The sequence below is a fragment of the Tenacibaculum sp. DPLXC6 genome (assembly GCF_056815515.1).
Genome location: NZ_CP141806.1, coordinates 1,981,973 through 2,001,071 on the forward strand (window position 1 = coordinate 1,981,973; position 19,099 = coordinate 2,001,071).

The following is a 19,099-nucleotide window of genomic DNA, read 5'->3' on the forward strand; positions in this document are numbered from 1 at the left end:
ATAATCTTATTTTTTTGCGTCTTCAATATAGCTAATCGCTTGACCTACAGTACCAATGTTTTCTGCTTGATCATCTGGAATTTGAATATCAAATTCTTTCTCGAATTCCATGATTAACTCAACTGTATCTAAAGAATCTGCTCCTAAATCGTTTGTGAAGCTTGCTTCGTTAGTTACTTCGTTATCGTCTACTCCTAATTTGTCTACGATAATTGCTTTTACTCTTGATGCAATGTCTGACATAATTTGTTTGTTTTAAAATTTAAAATCGAGGCAAAAATACAAATCTTAGTTATTAATTCTAACTTTTGCTCAAAAATGTGATGTCTAAAATAAAAAAAATACCTGAATATTTTGCTACAAACACCACCATTGTTAATAATTATTCTTTTTTTTGTAGTAACAAAACAACTAAATTTTAACATGAAACGCATCGTAATTTTTGCTTCTGGTTCTGGTTCTAATGCCGAAAACATCATAAAATACTTCAATTCTACTAAAACTGCAATTGTTACTCATGTGCTTTCTAACAACCAACATGCCAAAGTTTTTGACCGTTGTGAAAAGCTAAACGTTGATGCATCATTATTTGATAGAGAAAGCTTTAGTAAAGATAATACTGTATTGAATTTTTTACTCGCTGAAGCTGATATTATTGTATTAGCGGGTTTTTTATGGCGTATTCCTTCTAAAATTGTTGATGCTTTTCCTAATAAAATAATAAACATACACCCTGCTCTATTACCAAAATATGGAGGAAAAGGAATGTATGGCATGAATGTACACAATGCTGTTAAAGAAAACAATGAAACTGAAACTGGTATTACCATTCATTATGTAAATGAAAATTACGATGAAGGAGCTATTATTTTCCAAGCTAAAACCTCAATTTCTTCTGATGATACTCCAGAAACTATAGCTCAAAAAGTTCACGAACTAGAATATATGCATTTTCCTAAGATTATTGAAGAGGTAATATTACAGAATGAGTAAGAAGAAAAAATATTATGTAGTCTGGAAAGGAAAAAAAACAGGTGTTTTTTCTTCTTGGGATGCTTGTAAAAAGCAAATTGATGGTTTTACAGGTGCACAATACAAAGCTTTTGCTGATAAAAACGAAGCTGAATTAGCTTTAAAGAAAAGCTATAATGACTATAAAGGAAAAGACACTAAGAAAATAAGTCTTTCTTCAGAAGAAAAAGCCAAATATGGCTCTCCTATTTTAGAAAGTATTTCTGTTGATGCAGCTTGTGCTGGAAACCCTGGCTTAATGGAATATCGAGGTGTTTTAACTCATAACAAGAAGGAGGTATTTAAAATGGGACCATTTAAGAATGGTACTAATAATATTGGTGAGTTCTTAGCTCTTGTACATGGAATTGCTTTGTTGAAGAGTAAAAATATGAACTCTCTACCTATTTATTCAGATTCTAAGATAGCTATGAGTTGGGTTAAAAAGAAACAGTGTAGAACTAATATTACATTTGATAGCTCTAATAAAGAGATTTTAGACTTAATTAAACGTGCTGAAACTTGGTTACAGCAAAACTCATTTAAAAACCCTTTGTTAAAGTGGGAAACAAAAGCCTGGGGTGAAATTCCTGCTGATTTTGGCAGAAAATAAAAAACCGAGTATATAAAATACTCGGTCTAATTCTCTTATTCTGCAAAATATTAACTTATTTCACTGCCATTTTGGTCTCTTCCTTCCAAGTTTGTACGCTTGCTATGGCATTATCTTTAAAGTCGATTTCTTTCAATCCATCTTCTTTCCACATAAACCACTTACCTACTTTTTTTCCTGCTTCATAATGACCAATAGCCACTTTGTTTCCTTTCTTATCAAAAGAAGTCCAAGTACCTGTTAACTTTTTATCTTTGAAAAAACCTTGCTCTTTAATAGTACCATCTTCATAAAAATAAGTGGCCTTCACCAAATTACCTTCAACTTCATATTTTGGTTCTACATCTTGAGCTTGTAAAAACGATACTGATAACACGCAAGCTGCTATTATTAATTTTTTCATAATCTAAATCTTTTAAAGTTAATACCTGTTAACACAAATATACAAAAAATTTACATATTTGAAACATTTACATAACATTAAATTAACATTAGAAGTTTTTAAGATCTAATTTGTCAATTTAAAAGCTTTTTAAAAACCTTATATTTACATGTATTAATCTTTAAAAAAAATTATTATGGCAGTAATGAAAGTTATTGAAATTTTAGCTAATTCTGAGAAAAGTTGGGAAGATGCCACAAGAAAAGCTATTAAACAAGCTTCAAAATCAGTTAAAGGTATTAAATCCGCCTTTGTACAATCACAAAGTGTGGTTGTTAATGATGATGAAATAACTGAATTTAGAGTAAACCTAAAGGTAACTTTTGAAGTAAATTAACCTCAATATAAACTAACTACTTACTATGTGCGGTTTTGGTAGTTACCTGAACCGCATATTTTATCTTTTAATTATCATGAACATTATACAATATTCTCTTTTAGCTCTAGTAGCTTTTATTCATTTATACATTCTTGTACTAGAAATGCTCTTATGGAACAAGCCTAAAGGAATGAAAACTTTTGGTCTAAAATCAAAAACATTTGCTGAAGAAACCAAAGTTATGGCCGCCAATCAAGGTTTATACAATGGCTTTCTTGCTGCTGGTTTAATTTGGTCCATAGTATCACAAAAAATTGATGTAGGGATATTTTTTATGACCTGTGTTTTTATTGCAGGGCTTTATGGTTCTTATTCTACAAAAAAACCTCGTATTTTTGTCATTCAGTCTATACCTGCTTTATTAGGAATAATTAGCCTAATGCTATAAATCAGCCACTACTAACTAAAATCATTTATTAATAACTAAAATTTACCATAAGAAATGGAAAAGTATTTAGAAAAATTTCAGGACCTCATAGTTACATATGCTCCAAAAGCTATTGTTGCTATTATTATTTACATCGTAGGTTCTTACATTATCAATTTAATTCTTAGAGCAGCTAAAAAAGTAATGTCTAAAAGAGATGTAGATATTACGTTACAAAAGTTCTTAGCCAATCTTTTAAACTGGTCTTTAAAAATTCTTTTAATTATTACAGTAATAGCAAAACTGGGTGTTGAAACTACTTCTTTTGCCGCTATTTTAGCCTCAGCTGGTTTAGCTGTTGGTTTAGCTTTACAAGGTTCTTTAGGTAATTTTGCTGGCGGTGTTTTAATTATGCTTTTTAAACCTTTTAAAGTAGGTGATTTAATTGAAGCTCAAGGAGAAATTGGTGTTGTAAAGGAGATTGAAATCTTTACTACCAAGCTTACAGGATTATCTAATAAAGAAATAATTATTCCTAACGGTTCTTTATCTAATGGAAATATTGTTAATTATTCTTCGGAAGGAACTCGTAGAGTGGATTTAACTTTTGGTGTTTCATATGATGCAGATATTAAACAAACTAAAGAAATACTAATGAATGTTATTACATCTCACCCTAAAGTATTAAAAGACCCTGCACCTACAGTAAATGTATCTGAATTAGCAGATAGCTCTGTGAACTTTGCTGTGAGACCTTGGTCTAAAACAGAAGATTATTGGGCTGTATACTTTGATATAACTGAAAACACTAAAATTGCCTTAGATAAAGCTGGAATTGAAATTCCTTACCCTCACTCTGTGGAAATTCATAAAGAGGGTTAACGCTTTTTTTCGGGTGTAACCACAAAATCTTTTAAATAAAAAGGTTCAAAATAAGCGACATCTTCGATGTCGTTTTTTTTGTATTTATCAAAACTTAACTTTACCATTTCTTTTGCTGAAGGAAACTCTCCGTCAATAAAAACTGTATTTTCGTGCGTAATAACTTCTTTACACTTTTCTGCTCCATCTCCTAAAAAATATACTTTTCCTTTAGACAAATACTCTTGAAAAGAATTTTCGTCTATAACTTCAGCTTTAATATCTCTTACTCGTTCGTGTTTAGAATTATATACAGCTGCATATACTTCCATACGGCGAGCATCTAACATCGGAATAATTACTCCTTCTTTTATAGAAACTTTATGAGCCAACGATTGTAAGGTTTCAATAGATATTAAAGGTTTATCAAATGCAAAGCACAAACCTTTTGCTGCTGAAACTCCTATACGCAATCCTGTATAAGAACCAGGTCCTTTACTTACTGCAACGGCATCAATATCATTAAAAGAAAGTTTTGCTTCTTGCATAACTTGCTGAATAAATGGGTGTAGTTTTTCAGCATGTGAATAATTCCCATCATTTAACTCTTGTATTGCTAAAAGTTCACCTTTATCTGCTACGCTTACCGAACAGTTTTTAGTTGCAGTTTCTATATGTAAGATTGTTGCCAAATCTGAAAATTTATTTTTGGCAAAGATACATTATAAAGAAAAACCTCATTAGTAAAATTCTAACAAGGCTCTTCCAACAATAAATATATCTTTCTTAGTTAGTCAACGATTGACTCTCCGTAGTAAAACTTCAATACTTTCGTTTTAAATACATAATCGTATTTAGCTCTAATCATTGCTCCTTCTGCATTCACTAATCTATTACGTACTTGATCAAAATCAAATTGAGTCATTGACCCATAGTCATAGCTAACTTGGGCATTTTTAAAAGCCTCTTTTTGAGCCTCTAATGACACTTGTGCTGCTTCATACGTTTTAGCAGCTGCTTTTGCATCTAAAAAAGCGCTTTCTATTTCTTGTTGTAATTGTAATTTCTGATTTTCTAAAGCAAGTTCAGAAACTTCTTTATTTATAATGGATTTAGTGACTCTGTTTTTTGTTTGAAAACGATTAAAGATTGGAATATTTAGTGATAAGCCTATGTTATACCTAATTCTATCTTTTGTTTGTTTGAAAAAGTAGTCATTACTTTGACCTGGAAATAGGTTATTAAATTGGTGAAAGTAAGAACTACTTGCACCTATTGAATAAGACAAGTTAGGCAAGTAAGCTCCTTTTTCTAACTCAATACTTAAGTCAGCATTACTTACATCTAACTTTGCTCTTTCTATATCTGGCCAAGCAGTTAATGCTTTTTCATATACTATATCTGAGTTATCATATAATAATGCTGCTGAAGGTGAGCCTACTTCAATATCAGCTACATCAAAATCTTTAGAAGGAATTTGCAATAATTGACTTAACCTTAGTAAAGCTATGCTCAAAGTATTTTCTTGTAATACTACACTTTGAACATCATTCGCAGCAGTAGACTCCACATTTAATAAGTCTCCTTTTGGTATTACTCCTCCTTCAAACTGAGCTCTAGCTCTTTCTATTTGCTTTTTACTAATCTCAGCTTGAACTGTTGCAACCTCTAAATTTTCTTTAGCAAACAACACATTTAAGTATTCATTTACTACATTTAAAGAAATATCATTTTCTATTTTTGCTAAATCCAACTCACTTCCTTTAACACTCAATTCTGCCTGTTTTTTTTGGTTAAGATTTCTGAAACCGTTAAAAATAGTTCCTCTACTTGACAGACTGAATGAAGAATTAAAATTTTGTGTATTCTTTAAAACTCCTGTTTGATCTGGTGATAAACCAGAACTAAAACCAGCACTTGAAGAAGCGTTTAAATCAGGTAAAAAATTTCCTTTAGATATTTCTACGTCCTTTTCAGCTAATTGAACGCTTAAGCGGTTTTGCTTAACTGTAATGTTATTTTTTAGAGCGTAATCTACGCACTCTTTAAGTGTCCATTGTTTTTGTGAAAAAACAGCTATAGAACTGAAAATAGCTGCAAATAATGCAATTTTAGTTTTCAAAAGATCAATATTTTTTATTTAAACTCAGTTAGTTTATATTTCTAAAAGTAGAAATATATTGCTTTTCTATTAATTAGAAAAACTAGCAAACAATTTTGTAACCTAACGTGTAAAAACGATAAGTTATTTTTTACTGCGACTATATGACGACTAAAACTGAGAAATGTTACAAAAAATATTCTTAACTTAAGAATATTAGTTTTGAGCTTTCTTTTTATGACGGTAAATAAAGTAAAATAAAAGTCCGACTAATATATATGGAAACACCATTAAATAAGTAATTCCGTTATTTACTCCTTCAGCAATAGTTTCATTACCACCTTCAATTACTGCCTTACACATTGCACATTGTGCAGAAGCATCAAACGAAAATGCAATAAACATTAAAAGTATAATCTTTTTAAACATAATAAGGTGATATCATTAAATAAACAACTACTCCTGTAACCGCTACATATAACCATAACGGAAATGTAATTTTAGCAATTTTCCTATGCTCAGGAAAGTTACCCAAACGAGCTCTCATAAAGGTTATTAAGACAAATGGGATAATGATGATTGATAATAATATATGAGTTATTAAAATAAAAAAGTATACATATTTAATTATCCCTTCTCCTCCAAATTTAGTAGAATCTGAAGTCATATGGTACGCTACATACATTACTAAGAATAATGCTGAGCAAATTATAGCCGTAGTATTTAATTGTTCATGCAATTTTCTCTTACCATTTTTAATTGCTACTACCGAAGCAACAAGCAATACTGCTGTTAATCCATTTATACTAGCATAAATGGGAGGCAAAAAAGACAATGGCTCTACATTAGGTATTTTAATTCCAAATAAAGCAGCTACTGCAATAGGAATTACAATAGAAACTATAGTAATAAACTTTTTATATTTTTTTTCTTCTGCTGTACTCATGTTATTCTTTAAGTAATAACTTAATATCTTCTTTTAACTCACTAATTTGGTTTCCAAAATTATGCTCATCTAAAGCACGATAATACATAATTGGGTTTCCGTGTTCATCATATCGAGAACGGATATATCCATCTTTATCTACCAAAGCAAATAATCCTGAATGCTCAAAACCACCATGGCTCGCTTCTCCTTTACCAGCATATAGCTTGAAACCTTCATTTGATAAATCATATACAACATCCTCTGACTTCCCTGTTAATAAATGCCAATTTTTATGATTTATTCCGTTATTCTTTGCATATTCTTTCAATTGATGTGGTGTATCAATTTCAGGTGTAATTGAAAATGATGCTATCCCAAAATTCGGATTTCCCATAAATTCATTTTGAATTTCCACCATTTGTGCATTCATTAAAGGACAGATAGTAGGACAAGTGGCAAAAAAGAACTCAACTACATACACTTTTCCTTCGTAGTCCTTATTAGTGATTGTTTCACTGTCTTGATTGATAAATTCAAAGTCTGGCACTTTATTGAATTTATGCAAATTAGCTGTTTGGAAGTGTGCTACAATTTTAGGAATTGCATAAATACCAAAAAGCAATACTATTAGTGAAATACCTATGTATGAATAATTTTGTTTTTTCATGTGAGTCTTCCTTAAATTTCTCTATCTGCGTTATTCTTTTTTAATGCCAAACGATATTCAGCCAATACTACCTTAACATCATCTTTCATTTTATTGTTTAATTCAGCTACAGACTTCATATTATAACCAAACAACTTACCTCCTGCACTATCCTCATCATCTGTTCTTCCCCTTAAACTCCCACTTTTATCAATTATAAAAGCCTTTGAAGAATGTAGGTTTTTATCTAAAGACTGATTTGTTTTAAAGCTATCATACAATACTTTTATTTCTGTATCACTAGCATAAACAAAGTTCCATTTTATCATGTTTGTAAAAGCTCCTATTTCTTTCTGAAGTTTCTCTACATCTTCCTTAGACTTACTTGAAGCAATAACAATTAACTGGAAATCTTTAAATCCATAAAATGGTTTGTAAATCTTTTCATTAAGGTTAAACAATTCACCTTTTGCCTCTCCTACATTACTTCCTAAAAAGGTAACTATTGATATTCTTTTATCAAACTGATGCTTTTTACTTATTGAAGAAATATCAATTACATTTTCTGTAAGTACAGGTAACTTTGCAAAGTTATTGATTCCTAATGATAAAAATATATAAAACAATAATGGCACAATAAATAGTGCAAACAATACTATATTTCTTTTTGTTTTATCCATTTTATTATAAATTTAAGTATAAAAAAAGGTGGTTATAACACCACCTTTAATTTTTATTTTATATGATTACCATTTTACTAATGGTGCTAATGTATCGTATAAGTAACCACCTTCTATTAACACTAAGGTTACTAAGTAACATATTAGGAAGACAGCTGTCCAAACGATAGCACGTCTAAACCAAGGCTTTTCTCCTTCTAAGTGCATAAAAGCCCATGCAATATAGTATGCCTTTACAATTGTTAAGATAATGAATATCCAGTTTAACCAACTAGTACCCCATCCATGCAAGTGTAAACTTGCTGGCTTCACAATACCTAAAGCTACCTCTACTGTTGTTACTATTGTTAAGATTGCTAAAACAATCCAAATTCTTTTTGTATTTGATTCGTGTGCGTGACCCATTTTTACTATTGTTTTTTGATTATACTAAGTAGAAGAAGGTAAATACAAATACCCAAACTAAATCTACAAAGTGCCAATATAAACCTACTTTTTCTACCATTTCATAGTGTCCTCTACGCTCATACGTACCTAACACAACATTAAAGAAAATGATAATATTGATTACTATCCCTGAGAATACGTGGAACCCGTGGAATCCTGTAATAAAGAAAAAGAAGTCTGCAAAAATTGGATTACCATATTCGTTTACATGCAGGTTTGCTCCTTCTACAACCATTTTAGCTTTTCCTAATTGAGCTAAACTCTCTTCTCTTGATAAAATTATTTTTTGTTTGGTTTCAGGGTTAACTTTTTCAATTCTGATTAATAGAGATGGATCTGCTTTAAAAGCTTCCTGTACTTGAGCTACTGAATATTGAGAAATTGTTGCTTCTTTTTCAAACCACAATCCATTTTCTCTTTGATGTTGAACTCTTTCATCTTTTCTATCATTATGAACAAAATCTGCTAAAGCAATTTGATGACCGTCTTTTACAAATTGTAAAATATGGTTGTCTGTAGTTTTAACAGCTCCATAAGAACCATTGATAAAGTTTTTCCATTCCCAAGCCTGAGATCCAACGAAAATCAAACCGAAAACTATCGTAGCAAACATATACCAAGCTACCTTTTTTTGTTGCATTTTATGACCTGCATCTACCGCTAACACCATAGTTACCGATGATACAATTAATATAAACGTCATTAATGCTACGTAGTACATCGGTGCGTGTACACCGTGCAATCCTGGAAAGTGTGTAAATACTTCATCAGCAATAGGCCAAGAATCGATAAACTTAAAACGTGTTAAACCATACGCTGCTAAAAAGCCCGAAAAAGTTAATGCATCTGATACGATGAAAAACCACATCATCATTTTACCATAACTAGCGCCAAATGGTTTTACACCACCTCCGCCCCAGGTCTCCTTGTTGTCAGAATTTACAGCAATATTTGCTCCCATAAATCTCTTATTGTTAATTTTTGTTAAATCAGTGCGCCAAAATTACGCATTTTTCATCATCTAATAAAATAGAAAAAGAAAAATAGATAAATCCACAGTACATCAACGAAATGCCAAAAGATTGCACCGAGTTCAAACCCAAGCATATCGGCTGAAGAATACTTCTTTTTAAAATGATTATAAATAACGACTAAAAGCACTATTACACCTGCTAATAGGTGCAAAATGTGCATAAATGTAATTCCTATAATAAACGATGTAGACACTGTACTTTCAGGTCCTGTAAAATAAAGCCCTACAGCCTTTAACTCATTAAAACCTAAATATTGATACCATACAAAACCTAAACCTAAGACTAAAGTTATCAGTAATAAAGTAAATGAAGTTTGTATATTATCTTTTTTTAATAATTTTTGAGAGAAAAATAACGTAATACTACTTAATACTATTAATACAGTACTAATATAAAATGCTTGAGGTAAATCAAACGTTACCCAATCTTCACGGTTCATACTAACTACATAAGCACTTGTTAACCCTGCAAAAAACATCACCATGCTAATCATGGAAATCCATAACATTGGTTTAGCCGATTTACGTTTAGCTACTTTTAATTCTTCTTTCAATGATTGTTCACTCATTAGTGTAAAAATTTATCTACCACATATATAATGGGCACTATTGTAATATAAAAGACACTCGCTAACATTAATTTACGAGCATCGGTATTTTTTTGTGTTTTATATAATACTATCCCATAGTAAAGCATCATCAGTCCTAATAATAAAATAATTACTGCTGTTATAGGATATATATAAAAGTCTCCAGTAACCTTTAATACAGGCGCTATCGACATTAAAATCATAATACAGGTATAGAAAATAATTTGCACTACTGCTCCTTTGTCTTTTTTATCCATAGGAAGCATGTGTAAACCTGCTTTATTATACTCTTCAAACTGCAACCAACCTATAGCCCAAAAGTGTGGAAATTGCCAAAAAAACTGGATCATAAATAAAAATCCTGCTTCAATACCAAATTTACCTGTTGCAGCTACCCAACCTAACATAAAAGGAATAGCTCCAGGAATAGCCCCTACAAAAACAGCTAAAGGCGTTACTGCTTTTAAAGGTGTGTAAGCACTTGTATATAAAAAGATAGAAATTGCTCCAAACAAAGCACATTTCGGATTAATTGCATATAATATAGCTATACCGGCAATAGTAAAAATAGTAGCAATAATTAATGCTGTAGTTGTAGACATTCTTCCTGAAGGTAACGGACGATTTTTTGTGCGTTGCATTACGGCATCAATATCCTTTTCTATTACTTGATTAAAAGCATTTGATGCTCCAACCATTAAGTAGCCTCCTAAAGCTAATAAAACTATTGTAGTATAATTAATCGATTCTGCTCCTAATAAATATCCTGTAATAGAAGTAAAGACCACACTAATTGACAACCCAACTTTCGTTAACTGTTTAAAGTCTTTAACTATTGATTTTATGGAAGTTTTAGTATGTACAGATGAAACAGAATCCACTTCTAATTTTAAAAAATTTCTGCAAAGATATTCCATTCTTATTGAACCACAATAAATTTTTATTGGAATTAAAATTGAAAAAAATTAAAAACTGCTTTGTAATTAAAAAAATGGTGTTATATTTGCACCCGCATTCGCAGTAATGCACGTTCATTAAAATAAAAAATGACTACGCGAAAGTAGCTCAGGGGTAGAGCATCACCTTGCCAAGGTGAGGGTCGCGGGTTCAAATCCCGTCTTTCGCTCAAGCCTTTTTATAAAAGAGTATGCTGAAGTGGTGGAATTGGTAGACACGTTGGACTTAAAATCCAATGAGCCGTAATGCTCGTGCGGGTTCAAGTCCCGCCTTCAGTACCAAGAAACCTCACTTGTATGAGTGAGGTTTCATTTTAAAAAAGTAGTCATTAATAAAGCACATACGCTGAAGTGGTGGAATTGGTAGACACGTTGGACTTAAAATCCAATGGGCCGTAATGCCCGTGCGGGTTCAAGTCCCGCCTTCAGTACAAAAGCCTTAACATTTTATTTGTTAAGGCTTTTTTTGTATCTAAACTTTTAGAAATATTCTTTGTAATGTATCTTCCAAGCACATATCTAAATCTAAACTTCTTTTAAAAAATAAAACCATGCTGTATATTACAACATGGCTTATATCTTTTTTAAAATTAACGAGTATAATTTAAAAGACTAAACGAAAATATTAGAGTTAAAATACACAAAGCCCCTATTAAAATTCCTAAAAAAAAGTTTAGCACTCTTTTTGTCTTACTTATGGAGATGTATTTTTTTCTTAACTCCTTTCCTTTTATCTTACTTTTTAATTTTTTATTTACAAAGGGAGAATACCATATAAAAGCTATGTACAAAATTAAAAGCACATAAAAACCTTTCATGTTGGAAGTGAAACTAAAATATGGTATAAAAACTAATGGTGCAAATAGGTTTGCTATCTCTATTTTAAATACATGACAGACACCATCTACCATATCGTTCTTATCCCACATTCCTACTTTTTGGGTACAATAGTTAATAAAAACCCATTCATTTATAATTCTTTCAGCCAACACTTTAACCTATATAATATTTATTAGCATACCCAAAAAAAGAAATAAAAAGAAGAAGAAAAGCAACAACTACCATGAAAAAACTAATTAAATACCCTAAATATCTTTTCTTTATACTTAGAGAATCAAATTCATCAAATGTTTTTATGTAGTTTTCCTCTTTTAACAAAACAAAGTTATTAAACAATGACACTATAAGCACTAGACCTATCATTAATTCTGTACTATGATTAATCTTCACCCCTATTAGACCTACAATAAAATTTGTTATTGTTAGTACTAATACAGATATCAAACCACACATAAGGTATGTTGCTCTGAAAATATTAATACCAATTTCTCTATTGACAAAAACTTCTTCTGTAGCTTCCTCAATTTGATCTTTTTTATCTCTAAAAAAGGAAAACAAATAAAAATAAATCAACCTTATAAAAGGTATAAAAAATTAAATACCAAAGTCTCATGAATATTAATTACTACGCAAAAGTAATACAACCTTAGTAATGTTTAAACCATATTTTTCGGAATATTCTTTGTAATGTACTCCTCAACTACACGTCTAAACTTCAAAATCGACATCATGCGAAAGATATTTTTACTTTGTAGTCTTACCTTTTTCTTACACACGACTGCACAAACTAGTGTTTTTGATACACTTTTAAAAGACCATGTAGACTCCAATGGAAATGTAAATTATAAAGATTTTAAAGCAGACGAAGCACAACTTCAAACCTATTTACATGAGTTAGCAGCTACTAAACCACAAGAGTCTTGGTCAGCCGCTAAAACTAAAGCGTTTTGGGTAAACGCATATAATGCCTATACTATCAAGTTAATTTTAGACAACTATCCTTTAAAAAGCATTATGAACATAAAAAAGAAAGGAAAAGATGCTTGGAATATTCCTTTTGCTAAAGTTGGTGGTAAAACCTATACTTTAAACCAAATAGAACACGAAATACTTCGCAAAAAATATAACGACCCTAAAATTCATGTCGCTGTAAACTGCGCTTCAAAGTCTTGCCCTAAATTGGCAAACTATGCTTTTACAGAAAATAATTACGAGACAAAAACAGGAGTATTAATGCAAAACTTTGTGAATGACCCTTCTAGGAATAAAATTTCAGAAAACAAGGTGCAGCTCTCTAAAATATTCGAATGGTTCAATGGAGACTTTACTAAAAAAAGTGATTTAATAGACTTCCTGAATCAATATTCAAATGTAAAAATCAATAAAAAAGCTAAGATTGGCTATTTAGAATATAACTGGTCTTTAAATGGAAGGTAGTATCTCTACAATTTGGTATTTTTACTTTTTATTGGCACCGCCAAAGGGTAAAACATCCTAGAAGCTTGCCTCGAAATTAAAGTCAGTATTAATAAATGCCTCGTGTCCTTGCTCTGAGGTAGTTTACTAAAAATAAAAAACATGTCTAAAACATATTACGACCCTGCCGACTTACGTAAGTTTGGTAAAATAACAGAATGGAGCGAAGAATTAGGAAACAAATTCTTTGATTATTACGGAAAAGTTTTTGAAGAAGGTGCTTTAACCGCACGTGAAAAAAGCTTAATTGCTTTGGCTGTTGCACATACTGAACAATGTCCTTATTGTATTGATGCTTATACTAAAGACGGATTACAACGCGGAATTACCAAAGACGAAATGATGGAAGCAATTCATGTAGGAGCTGCCATTAAAAGCGGTGCTACTCTAGTACACGGAGTTCAAATGATGAACAAAGTCAATAAATTAGAAATGTAAGCAGAGAACCAATTTTGATTTTCAAAATTGTGTGAATCGCTTATCCCAACTTTTGATGGGATCTCATTATTAAAACAATAGAAATGAGCAGCTGAAATAAATTCAGCTTTATAGGAAGGATGATGAAAAAATCTTTAAAATCTAGAAACAACGATTTAGCAAACACGCAACGCCAGCTTGAAATCTTATCAAACGGAGTTTTTGCTGATGGTGAGTTACCTACGTTTGCCAAAAAAATAAAAGAAACCAATCAGTTTCCATTACGTCCTAAAAAATTAGAAATTCTTCAAATTAATTTAGGATACATGTGTAATCAAGTTTGTGCACATTGTCATGTAGATGCTGGTCCTGACCGAAAAGAAATCATGACTAAAGAAACTATGGAGCAATGTTTAGAAGTGATTCGAACAACAGGAGCACACACGTTAGATTTAACGGGTGGCGCACCAGAAATGAATCCAAGTTTTCGTTGGTTTGTAGAAGAAGCATCTAAAGCAGGAATTAAAGATTTTATCGTACGCTCTAACTTAACAATTATCAGAGCAAATAAAAAATATCACGACTTACCTGAATTCTTCAAAAAACATAACGTACATGTGGTTTCTTCTATGCCACATTGGACTCGTGGAAAAACTGACAAACAACGTGGTGATGGTGTTTTCGATAAATCAATAGAAGCTTTAAAAATGCTAAATGCTGTGGGTTATGGAATTGAAGGAACTGGTTTACAACTAGATTTAGTCTACAATCCGTCAGGAGCTTTCTTACCAGGAGATCAGGTTGCCTTAGAAAACGATTTTAAAAAAGCCTTAGATGAAGATTTCGGAATCTCATTCAACAGTTTATTTGCCATTACCAATTTACCTATCAGTCGTTTTTTAGATTACCTAATTGCTTCTGAAAACTATGAAGACTATATGTATTCATTAGTAGAAGCCTACAATCCGATGGCAGTAGAAAATGTAATGTGTACCAATACCTTATCCGTAAGTTGGGATGGATATTTATACGATTGTGATTTCAATCAAATGCTAAATCTGAAAGTAGCAAGCAAATCACAACACATTTCTGAATATAACGAAGCATTACTACAAAACAGGAATATTATTATCAATCAACACTGTTATGGTTGTACTGCTGGTGCAGGAAGTAGTTGTCAAGGTACAGTAGCATAGTTCAATGAATTAATAAAAAATGTAGTAATGTAAAATAATGTCACATCGAGTGATTTTTCTGATATTTTGGAAGAAAAATTGTATCGAGATGTAATCACTTTAATTCACCATAGATTTTATCAAACACCATTGAATATCTTTTAATATGAAGAACCTCATCTTTCTCTCCTTTTTAATATCCGTAAATTCTTTTTCTCAAAAGAACCTACAACAGTTATTGAAAAAATATAACACTGAAAGTGTTCCCTATATTTCTATTAGTGAACTACAAAAAGAAAAGCCTTTCGACTCCGCTCAAGGTGACAATATAATTTTATTAGATGCTAGAGAACCCAAAGAATTTGAAGTTAGTCATCTTAAAAACGCGATGTGTGTTGGCTATGATTTTTTCAACTTAGAAAATACCTTAGTAAAACTTCCGAAGAACAAAAACACCAAAATTGTGGTGTATTGCTCTTTAGGAATTCGTTCAGAAGACATTGCCGAAAAGTTACAGAAAGAAGGTTTTACCAACATTTTTAACCTATATGGTGGCATTTTTGAATGGAAAAACCAAGGAAACATAACCGTTAATCTACAAAACAATCCTACAGAAAAAGTCCATGCCTTCAATAAAGAATGGGGCAAATGGTTACATAAAGGAGAAAAGGTTTATGAGTAAAAACTTATTATTAATCTTTACCAGAAACCCTGAATTAGGTAAGGTAAAAACACGTTTAGCTAAAACAATTGGAGACAAAGCTGCGTTAGATATTTATAAATTCTTATTAGAACACACTAAACAAGTCACCCAAAATTTATCTTGCGACAAAGCTGTGTACTACTCAGTAAAAGTTCGTGAAAATGATATTTGGGATGCTTCAGTATATCAAAAGCACCTACAAGATGGAAACGATTTAGGTATACGAATGCACAATGCCTTTCAACAAGCATTTTCTACTGGATATGAAAAAGTAGTGATTATTGGTAGCGATTTGCCCGATTTAACTTCCGAACACATCAATAAAGCTTTTAAAAAACTCAACTCAAACGATGTTGTTATCGGGCCTGCAGAAGATGGTGGTTATTACCTATTGGGCATGAAAAAACTACATGCTAACATTTTTCAACATAAAGACTGGGGAACTTCAACTGTTAGAAAAGACACCTTAAACGATTTACAAAACGAATCAGTACATTTGTTAGAAACCTTAAATGATGTAGATGTTTTTGACGACATCAAAAATAACCCAGTATTCAATCAATTTTTAAACTAACCGTCATTACGAGGGAGTATACGACCGAAGTAATCTGTCTATCTCGAAGTCATAACTTAAAGATTGCTTCGCTTTAGTCTATCTTGAGCGACAGTCGAAAGGCTCGCAATGACAAACACGATATTAAAATGCAAAAAAAACAACAACTACAAGAAACACAAGAATTTCTTCAACATAAAGAAATTACCAACCCAGAAATAGGAATTGTTTTAGGAACAGGTTTAGGAAAATTAGTAGACGAAATTACCATAGAACAAGAAGTACCGTATGCTGATATTCCGCACTTTCCACAAGCAACTGTAGAATTTCACTCCGGAAAGTTAATTTACGGAACCCTATCGGGTAAAAAAGTGGTGGTTATGTCTGGGCGTTTCCATATGTATGAAGGATATAATTTATGGGAAGTAACCTATGGTATTAGAACCATGCACGCATTAGGTATTAGAACTTTGTTAGTTTCTAATGCTGCAGGCGCTATCAACCTTTCTTATAAAAAAGGAGATCTAATGCTATTGGAAGATCACTTGAATTTACAAGGAGGTTCTCCCCTAGCCTTTAAAGGAGCAAACGAGTTTGGGAATATTTTTGTTGACATGTTAGAACCGTATTCAAAAAAAATGAACACTCAAATGAAAGCTATTGCCAAAGCTAACGACATAGACCTGAAAGAAGGAGTATATGCCAGTGTTGTAGGTCCGCAATTGGAAACTAGAGCTGAGTATAGAATGTTACAAATTTTAGAAGTAGATGCGGTAGGAATGAGTACCGTACCTGAAGTAATTGTAGCAAAACAACTCAACATTCCGTGTGCAGCCGTTTCGGTATTAACCGATGAGTGTGACCCAAAAAACTTACAACCTGTAGATATTACCGAAATCATTGAAGTTGCCGGAAAAGCAGAACCAAAAATGATTACGCTTTTTAAAGAATTGATAAAAATAGTTTAGCAGTAAACAGTCCTCAGTATGCACTAAAATAGCATACTGTTAACTGGAAACTGTTAACTGAATACTGAAAATATGAGTTACTTAGAGACCACCAAAGATGTATATAAAGAAGCAGCCTTAACTCCAGATGTTGGGTTGTGCTGTACAACAAATCCTATTTGGGAATTACCTGGATTAAAAATTCCGAAAATTATGCAAGAAATGAACTACGGATGTGGTTCTACCGTGCATGCTCGCGATTTAACCAACAATCCTAAAATATTATATGTAGGTGTTGGTGGCGGAATGGAGTTATTACAATTTGCGTATTTCTCACGTCAGAAAAACGGAGTGATTGGAATCGATGTGGTAGATGAAATGCTAGAAGCTTCTGAAAAGAATTTCGTTGAAGCAGAAGCTCAAAACCCTTGGTTTAAAAGTGAGTTTGTTGATTTACGAAAAGGAGATGCGTTACACTTGCCTGTAGAAGATAATTCGATTGATGTGGCTGCTCAAAACTGTTTATTCAACATTTTTAAAGCTGAAGAACTAAAGAAAGCCATTGCTGAAATGTACCGCGTATTAAAACCTCACGGACGTTTGGTAATGAGCGATCCTACCTGTGAGCAACCGATGAATGAAACCTTACGCAACGATGAACGTTTGCGTGCCTTATGTTTAAGTGGTAGTTTACCTATTGCTGAATATGTTAAAATGTTGACTGATGCTGGTTTTGGAACCATTGAAATAAGAGCTCGTAAACCGTATAGAATTTTAGACCCTAAAAATTATCCTACCGATGAATTGATTTATATTGAATCAATTGAAGTAGCAGCGATTAAAGATCCGATGCCTGCTGACGGGCCTTGTATTTTTACCGGAAAAGCTGCCATTTACTTTGGTGATGAAGACTATTTTGATGATGGCGCAGGACATACCTTATTAAAAAATCAACCGTTAGCGATTTGTGATAAAACAGCAGCCGCTTTAAAAGCGCTAGGAAGAGACGATATATTTTTCTCAGAATCTACCTATCATTATGATGGTGGTGGATGTTGTTAGAAGCAAGCAAGAACTAGTAAAGCAATCTCAAATGAGGTTGCTTTTTTATTTGATTCTGATTTTCTTTTGATAATTTCGTTATCAAATGATATCAATCATTAAAGTGATGGATATCTTAACCGTCGTAAGTAATTATTATGAAAACAAAATGAGTCAAACCAAAATTATCTTTAAAAAATCACCTTTACTTGAAATTTCATTCAATAATACACATATTCATATTGTTGATTTTGAAATTGAAAAAAATAATGTAGTAATTTATTATGACGAAATACAAAACATTGAGTTAGTTAATAAATCTCTCCTAATTGAATTTTTTAATAAAGAAATTGAAATAAAAGTTGGTATAAATAATATTTCAGATGCAAAAAAAATTGTGTCCGAAATTAAAAAACTGAAAACCTCAAAAGAAATATTATACCCTAAAACAGATTATAAACAAGAATCTTTCAAGGAGTTCAAGAAACGCTATAATGGTTACGGAAAAGAAATTCATGCTAAACTTAAAAATAAAAATCCTGAGCTATTTGATAAGTTAAAGTTTTATCAAATGATAGATCAACCAGAAGATAGTTTTTCAGAATATATTGATAACGGAAAATCGTTTATTATACAGCTTGATTATTATTCTGAATTAATCATTATTAGTAATAATAAAAAACATTTCGAAATTGGAAACTGGGAAAAAGATGAAATAAAAAAATCTATTAACTTCATATTAAAAGAATTAATATAGAATAAGAACTACATATAACAATGTACAACCGCACTTCTGAGTGAATTACTGAGATTTATTTACCCAATAACTGACAGTTATACAAAACCGATAGGGAAATATCATTTATGATTTTGTTATAATGACAGAACCTCGT

26 protein-coding genes and 3 tRNA genes are annotated in these 19,099 nt (G+C 31.6%); 16 read left to right on the forward strand and 13 right to left on the reverse strand.

The genetic code is table 11. The features are described 5' to 3' along the window. Positions 1 to 6: 6 nt before the first annotated feature. Complete coding sequence (locus tag VCM48_RS08915) at positions 7 to 243, reverse strand: acyl carrier protein (RefSeq protein WP_028891431.1); 237 nt, start codon at positions 241 to 243, stop codon at positions 7 to 9. A 180-nt stretch (positions 244 to 423) separates the two neighbouring features. Here VCM48_RS08915 and purN point away from each other — a divergent pair, with 180 nt between their 5' ends. Both purN and VCM48_RS08925 read left to right on the forward strand, forming a co-directional pair. Next, positions 424 to 993: a phosphoribosylglycinamide formyltransferase gene (gene purN, locus VCM48_RS08920; protein ID WP_482270280.1), complete on the forward strand. Its 570-nt coding sequence runs from the start codon at positions 424 to 426 to the stop codon at positions 991 to 993. Beyond that, on the forward strand, positions 986 to 1,624 hold the full coding sequence (locus tag VCM48_RS08925; protein ID WP_440120165.1) for a ribonuclease H1 domain-containing protein: 639 nt from the start codon (positions 986 to 988) through the stop codon (positions 1,622 to 1,624). Before purN ends, VCM48_RS08925 begins: the two co-directional genes overlap by 8 nt. 55 nt (positions 1,625 to 1,679) lie before the next feature. Here VCM48_RS08925 and VCM48_RS08930 read toward each other — a convergent pair whose 3' ends face one another. Next, positions 1,680 to 2,027, reverse strand: coding sequence for a toxin-antitoxin system YwqK family antitoxin (locus tag VCM48_RS08930; RefSeq protein ID WP_121146607.1), 348 nt, complete (start codon positions 2,025 to 2,027; stop codon positions 1,680 to 1,682). A 175-nt stretch (positions 2,028 to 2,202) separates the two neighbouring features. Here VCM48_RS08930 and VCM48_RS08935 point away from each other — a divergent pair, with 175 nt between their 5' ends. The 3 genes from VCM48_RS08935 to VCM48_RS08945 all read left to right on the forward strand — a co-directional run bounded on the left by VCM48_RS08935 (position 2,203) and on the right by VCM48_RS08945 (position 3,694). Continuing rightward, positions 2,203 to 2,403 (forward strand): dodecin family protein, encoded by a 201-nt coding sequence (locus VCM48_RS08935; protein ID WP_274638667.1) that lies wholly within the window; start codon positions 2,203 to 2,205, stop codon positions 2,401 to 2,403. 76 nt (positions 2,404 to 2,479) lie between these two features. Beyond that, positions 2,480 to 2,833 (forward strand): DUF1304 domain-containing protein, encoded by a 354-nt coding sequence (locus VCM48_RS08940; RefSeq protein WP_482270281.1) that lies wholly within the window; start codon positions 2,480 to 2,482, stop codon positions 2,831 to 2,833. 54 nt (positions 2,834 to 2,887) lie between these two features. Next, a complete protein-coding gene (locus VCM48_RS08945) occupies positions 2,888 to 3,694 on the forward strand; it encodes a mechanosensitive ion channel family protein (RefSeq protein ID WP_274638669.1) in 807 nt (268 codons plus the stop codon). On the opposite strand, the gene tsaB is transcribed toward VCM48_RS08945, so the two are convergent. From tsaB to cyoE, 10 genes are all read right to left on the reverse strand, one after another. Beyond that, positions 3,691 to 4,365 (reverse strand): tRNA (adenosine(37)-N6)-threonylcarbamoyltransferase complex dimerization subunit type 1 TsaB, encoded by a 675-nt coding sequence (gene tsaB, locus VCM48_RS08950; protein WP_482270282.1) that lies wholly within the window; start codon positions 4,363 to 4,365, stop codon positions 3,691 to 3,693. The genes VCM48_RS08945 and tsaB overlap by 4 nt on opposite strands. A gap of 98 nt (positions 4,366 to 4,463) precedes the next feature. After that, a complete protein-coding gene (locus tag VCM48_RS08955) occupies positions 4,464 to 5,795 on the reverse strand; it encodes a TolC family protein (RefSeq protein ID WP_482270283.1) in 1,332 nt (443 codons plus the stop codon). Positions 5,796 to 5,990: 195 nt separating this feature from the next. Then, entirely contained in the window at positions 5,991 to 6,179 is a 189-nt protein-coding gene (locus tag VCM48_RS08960; protein WP_274638672.1) for a hypothetical protein, read from the reverse strand. A gap of 16 nt (positions 6,180 to 6,195) precedes the next feature. Continuing rightward, on the reverse strand, positions 6,196 to 6,720 hold the full coding sequence (locus tag VCM48_RS08965; protein ID WP_274638673.1) for a DUF420 domain-containing protein: 525 nt from the start codon (positions 6,718 to 6,720) through the stop codon (positions 6,196 to 6,198). A gap of 1 nt (position 6,721) precedes the next feature. Continuing rightward, positions 6,722 to 7,369, reverse strand: coding sequence for an SCO family protein (locus VCM48_RS08970; protein WP_482270284.1), 648 nt, complete (start codon positions 7,367 to 7,369; stop codon positions 6,722 to 6,724). A gap of 11 nt (positions 7,370 to 7,380) precedes the next feature. Then, positions 7,381 to 8,028 (reverse strand): hypothetical protein, encoded by a 648-nt coding sequence (locus VCM48_RS08975; protein ID WP_482270285.1) that lies wholly within the window; start codon positions 8,026 to 8,028, stop codon positions 7,381 to 7,383. Positions 8,029 to 8,094: 66 nt separating this feature from the next. Further along, complete coding sequence (locus tag VCM48_RS08980) at positions 8,095 to 8,433, reverse strand: cytochrome C oxidase subunit IV family protein (RefSeq protein WP_125066519.1); 339 nt, start codon at positions 8,431 to 8,433, stop codon at positions 8,095 to 8,097. A 19-nt stretch (positions 8,434 to 8,452) separates the two neighbouring features. Continuing rightward, positions 8,453 to 9,436 (reverse strand): cytochrome c oxidase subunit 3, encoded by a 984-nt coding sequence (locus VCM48_RS08985; protein ID WP_274638676.1) that lies wholly within the window; start codon positions 9,434 to 9,436, stop codon positions 8,453 to 8,455. 56 nt (positions 9,437 to 9,492) lie between these two features. Then, positions 9,493 to 10,077 carry a cytochrome c oxidase subunit 3 gene (locus tag VCM48_RS08990; protein WP_482270286.1) on the reverse strand — a complete coding sequence of 195 codons (585 nt, stop codon included), beginning with the start codon at positions 10,075 to 10,077 and terminating at the stop codon, positions 9,493 to 9,495. Then, positions 10,077 to 11,015, reverse strand: coding sequence for a heme o synthase (cyoE, locus tag VCM48_RS08995; protein ID WP_274638678.1), 939 nt, complete (start codon positions 11,013 to 11,015; stop codon positions 10,077 to 10,079). The genes VCM48_RS08990 and cyoE overlap by 1 nt, the downstream gene beginning before the upstream one ends. A 137-nt stretch (positions 11,016 to 11,152) precedes the next feature. Between cyoE and VCM48_RS09000 the strand changes: the two genes are divergently transcribed. From VCM48_RS09000 to VCM48_RS09010, 3 genes are all read left to right on the forward strand, one after another. After that, positions 11,153 to 11,224: transfer RNA gene (locus VCM48_RS09000), tRNA-Gly, on the forward strand. A 23-nt stretch (positions 11,225 to 11,247) separates the two neighbouring features. Next, positions 11,248 to 11,336, forward strand: a tRNA-Leu gene (locus VCM48_RS09005). A 63-nt stretch (positions 11,337 to 11,399) separates the two neighbouring features. Continuing rightward, positions 11,400 to 11,485 (forward strand) — tRNA-Leu (locus VCM48_RS09010). 562 nt (positions 11,486 to 12,047) lie between these two features. Here the strand turns inward: VCM48_RS09010 and VCM48_RS09015 are convergent. Continuing rightward, on the reverse strand, positions 12,048 to 12,467 hold the full coding sequence (locus VCM48_RS09015; RefSeq protein WP_482270287.1) for a hypothetical protein: 420 nt from the start codon (positions 12,465 to 12,467) through the stop codon (positions 12,048 to 12,050). 156 nt (positions 12,468 to 12,623) lie between these two features. Here VCM48_RS09015 and VCM48_RS09020 point away from each other — a divergent pair, with 156 nt between their 5' ends. The 8 genes from VCM48_RS09020 (at position 12,624) to VCM48_RS09055 (ending at position 18,963) form a co-directional block, all read left to right on the forward strand. Further along, positions 12,624 to 13,331, forward strand: coding sequence for a DUF547 domain-containing protein (locus VCM48_RS09020; RefSeq protein WP_482270288.1), 708 nt, complete (start codon positions 12,624 to 12,626; stop codon positions 13,329 to 13,331). A 141-nt stretch (positions 13,332 to 13,472) separates the two neighbouring features. After that, positions 13,473 to 13,808 (forward strand): arsenosugar biosynthesis-associated peroxidase-like protein, encoded by a 336-nt coding sequence (locus VCM48_RS09025; protein ID WP_099215110.1) that lies wholly within the window; start codon positions 13,473 to 13,475, stop codon positions 13,806 to 13,808. 119 nt (positions 13,809 to 13,927) lie between these two features. After that, positions 13,928 to 14,983, forward strand: a complete 1,056-nt coding sequence (arsS, locus tag VCM48_RS09030; RefSeq protein WP_099215109.1) for an arsenosugar biosynthesis radical SAM (seleno)protein ArsS — start codon at positions 13,928 to 13,930, stop codon at positions 14,981 to 14,983. Positions 14,984 to 15,200: 217 nt separating this feature from the next. Further along, positions 15,201 to 15,644 carry a rhodanese-like domain-containing protein gene (locus VCM48_RS09035; protein ID WP_482270289.1) on the forward strand — a complete coding sequence of 148 codons (444 nt, stop codon included), beginning with the start codon at positions 15,201 to 15,203 and terminating at the stop codon, positions 15,642 to 15,644. Continuing rightward, positions 15,637 to 16,239: a TIGR04282 family arsenosugar biosynthesis glycosyltransferase gene (locus VCM48_RS09040; protein ID WP_482270290.1), complete on the forward strand. Its 603-nt coding sequence runs from the start codon at positions 15,637 to 15,639 to the stop codon at positions 16,237 to 16,239. The genes VCM48_RS09035 and VCM48_RS09040 overlap by 8 nt, the downstream gene beginning before the upstream one ends. Positions 16,240 to 16,367: 128 nt before the next feature. Then, positions 16,368 to 17,186: a purine-nucleoside phosphorylase gene (locus VCM48_RS09045; RefSeq protein ID WP_482270291.1), complete on the forward strand. Its 819-nt coding sequence runs from the start codon at positions 16,368 to 16,370 to the stop codon at positions 17,184 to 17,186. A gap of 72 nt (positions 17,187 to 17,258) precedes the next feature. Continuing rightward, positions 17,259 to 18,227 (forward strand): arsenosugar biosynthesis arsenite methyltransferase ArsM, encoded by a 969-nt coding sequence (arsM, locus tag VCM48_RS09050; protein WP_482270292.1) that lies wholly within the window; start codon positions 17,259 to 17,261, stop codon positions 18,225 to 18,227. An 85-nt stretch (positions 18,228 to 18,312) separates the two neighbouring features. Next, positions 18,313 to 18,963, forward strand: a complete 651-nt coding sequence (locus tag VCM48_RS09055) for a hypothetical protein (protein WP_482270293.1) — start codon at positions 18,313 to 18,315, stop codon at positions 18,961 to 18,963. Positions 18,964 to 19,099 lie beyond the last annotated feature (136 nt).